This window comes from Halomonas sp. (assembly GCF_041689495.1).
In the GTDB taxonomy this organism is placed as follows: domain Bacteria; phylum Pseudomonadota; class Gammaproteobacteria; order Pseudomonadales; family Halomonadaceae; genus Halomonas.
In genome coordinates, this window is sequence record NZ_JBDNGD010000130.1 from 1 (window position 1) to 2838 (window position 2838).

3 protein-coding genes and 1 pseudogene are annotated in these 2838 nt (G+C 62.5%); 1 reads left to right on the forward strand and 3 read right to left on the reverse strand.

Translation table 11 applies throughout. The features are described from left to right. Positions 1-317: 317 nt before the first annotated feature. Both ACESMD_RS04355 and ACESMD_RS04360 read right to left on the reverse strand, forming a co-directional pair. Positions 318-1469, reverse strand: coding sequence for a histone deacetylase (locus ACESMD_RS04355; RefSeq protein ID WP_372610684.1), 1152 nt, complete (start codon positions 1467-1469; stop codon positions 318-320). Between the two features lie 5 nt (positions 1470-1474). After that, positions 1475-1795 carry a hypothetical protein gene (locus ACESMD_RS04360; RefSeq protein WP_372610686.1) on the reverse strand — a complete coding sequence of 107 codons (321 nt, stop codon included), beginning with the start codon at positions 1793-1795 and terminating at the stop codon, positions 1475-1477. Positions 1796-1934: 139 nt separating this feature from the next. On the opposite strand from ACESMD_RS04360, the gene ACESMD_RS04365 reads away from it, so the two are divergent. Further along, the gene (locus ACESMD_RS04365) at positions 1935-2360 is read left to right on the forward strand and encodes a phasin family protein (RefSeq protein ID WP_372610688.1); all 426 of its coding nucleotides are present in this window, start codon (positions 1935-1937) and stop codon (positions 2358-2360) included. 113 nt (positions 2361-2473) lie between these two features. On the opposite strand, the pseudogene ACESMD_RS04370 reads toward ACESMD_RS04365, so the two are convergent. Then, positions 2474-2838: pseudogene (locus ACESMD_RS04370) on the reverse strand (acetate kinase); the annotation flags it as partial.

The following is a 2838-nucleotide window of genomic DNA, read 5'->3' on the forward strand; positions in this document are numbered from 1 at the left end:
GACTCCCACGGCACTTCGGTGTCAGCACCTCCTGCAAAACTGAGCAATGGAACCTGCATGACGAGGGTCAGTACAGCAGCTTGCAAATAGGATGGTCTTGAGGCCTGGCGTCGGCGAGAACGGCTAGGAGTAAAATCTTTCATGGGCAGGCTCCGGACGAAGGAGACAATTAGCGCCGTCTATCCGTGCGTTAGAGTGACGGTCGGCGCCGACTCATATATGTTCGGCAATATGGCTGACGAAGTCCATAGACTCACCAGTCGCCTAGCAGTCTGCCGGGTTATGGGGGCTCCGCACGGTGACGACGCCCACTTCTGTCAATTCTCTGTGTTGGCGCCGCCGGCCTGTCCGTGGGCCAGTGCGGCGATGGATTTGGCATGGAAGGCCGCTGCGTCGGCCACGGCTGCACTGCCGGGGTCGTCCGGCAAAACATTGAGCGTACTCACCGGATTCCCCGCCAGCGCCTCGATCACCGCATAGGCGCTGTCAGCCAAAGCCTTGGCGTTGTAGCCGCCTTCCAGCATCATCACCAGGCGGCCATCACAGAGCTCATCGGCCAGGGCGCTAATACGCTGAGCGATGGCGGCATAGCCGGTTTCGTCCATGGCGCAGACTCTGTCGAGGTAATGACAGTCGAAGCCGGTGGATATCAGCAGAAGTTCGGGCTGGAATGCGCGCGCCGCCGGGCGTACCACCTGCTCGAACACCGCCTGTAGCGTGGCGTTGCCACTACCCATGGGTATCGGTACGTTGAGGTTGTAGCCAACGCCTGCTCCGGCGCCGGTTTCGGCCAACAGGCCGCTGCCCGGGTAGAACGGTGCCGCGCAGTGGCTATCAACCACCAGCACATTGGGATCGGCATAAAAAATGGACTGGGTGCCGTTGCCGTGATGCATATCCAGGTCCCAGATCATGACCCGGTCATAGCCGAGCGCTTTGCGTGCATGCGCGGCGGTAACCGCCAGGTTGTTATACAGGCAAAAGCCCCGGGCGCGGTCGGCCGGCGCATGGTGGCCCGGCGGGCGCACGATACAGAACGCCCGCCGGGCTTCACCGGCGGCGATCGCTTCGACCGCACCGATTCCGGAACCGGCCGCCAGGCGGGCCGCTATCACGCTGCCCGGCGATACGGCCGTCGTGTCCTTGGCGAGCCAGCCGGATTGACCGTCCAGCGATTCGATATGGGCCACATAGGCCGCATCATGTGCCCGCTGGAGCTGGGTGGTGCTGGCCGGGGCCGGCAGCATCCAGCGCACGCCGTCGATAGGCCCGTTAAGCAGCCGATCGACGATCGCCGTCAGCCGATCCGGACGTTCGGGATGGCTATAGGTGCCCAGATTGGCATTGGGATACTGTAGCTCAATCATCGCCTTGACGGCGTCAGTCCATTCGGGACGGTCAGGGTCCCAGCCGTGTGGATTGTGACCGAGCATGCGGAAGTCGTAATAGACCAATACCGTCGTCGCCATCGCTGTCATTCCCCCGGTTCTTTAGGATTGTGTTCATCAACGGCGATCACCGCCATGGAAACCCGGTCGTGACCGAGGAGCTTTTGGCTCGGACGCCCGTCACTCATGTCGCTCCCCACCGGCGCAACCGTAAACAGGGACACTTCGACGCTGTGCGTTCTACCATCATCGACCAGCGCAAGCTCTCCTTTATCCTGCGCTACACCATCCAGCGACAGCCGCTGTGTGGATGTGCCAGACGCAATCAGGGTCTGGCTGATGTCGATGTGATAGACGGTATCGCCGTAGCGATAATCCAGTGTATATGTCTGCCACTCGGCAGGCATACACGGCATGATCTGCTACACCGGCACTCGGCGACGCGAAGGAATCATGTTGCACTGCACAAAAGTGCCTGCTATCATGCAGGGCATCAGAACGGGGATCTCCCGTTCCATAGCACCCAGAACCTTGGAGGTTCCTATCATGACCAACGCATTCGCTTTCGACGCCAAGCAATTCGATACCGCTCAGCTCGAGTCCGTGTTCCTCGCCCCGGCGCGTGCCTTCGCCGCCCTGTCCGTCGACTTCACCGAGAAGCTGGTCAATGCCCAGCTCGACGCCACCAAGGTCTATGCCGACACCAATCTGGCGCAGCTGCGCAGCCTGGCAGAGGTCAAGGACGCCGAAGGCCTCAAGAGCTACCTGGAAGGCCAGCAGGAGGTCGCCAAGGAGCTGACCGAGCGCATGAAGGGCGATGCCGAAAAAGTGGTGGCCCTCCAGCAGGAGTTCGCTCAGGAAAGCCAGAAGCTGACCGAGAGCACCGTCAAGCAGGCCCAGGAAAGCGCCGAGCAGGCCACCGAGACCGCCAGCAAGGCCGTCAAGGAAGCCGCGCCCAAGGCAGCCAAGTAAGCCTTGCACCCGGCCTGCGGACCGGGATGACGAAAGTATCCAGAAGGCCGCCGATCAATGATCGGCGGCCTTTTGGTGTGGCTAATCGCGGCTAATCGGGGACAGACCCCATTTCAGTCGGCCGGCGTGCCAGGCGATCTGCCCTCCTCGCCGAGCAGGTGCAGAACCAGGCCGGCATCCAGGCTGCCGCAGCGGGTGCCCATGGGCAGGCCGTCGAGCGCGGTGAAGCCCATGGTCGAGCCCACGCTCTGGCCGTCCTGGATGGCGCAGAGGCTGGCGCCGTTGCCCAGGTGGGCGACTACCACACGCCCGGCGGGTTTGCCGTTTAAGTGGCGCGGCAGCAGGCGATTGATGTAGTCGTAGGAGAGCCCGTGAAAGCCGTAGCGAATCAGGCCCCGGGCGGTCAGTTCGCGAGGCAGGGCGAAGTGCCTGGCCACTGCCGGCTGGGTGGTGTGAAAGGCGGTATCGAAGCAGGCTA

Bases quoted from the DNA above. Each gene is read 5' to 3' on its own strand.
- ACESMD_RS04365 (WP_372610688.1), top strand. From the start codon at position 1,935: ATGACCAACGCATTCGCTTTCGACGCCAAGCAATTCGATACCGCTCAG.
- ACESMD_RS04355 (WP_372610684.1), bottom strand. From the start codon at position 1,469: ATGGCGACGACGGTATTGGTCTATTACGACTTCCGCATGCTCGGTCAC.
- ACESMD_RS04360 (WP_372610686.1), bottom strand. From the start codon at position 1,795: ATGCCTGCCGAGTGGCAGACATATACACTGGATTATCGCTACGGCGAT.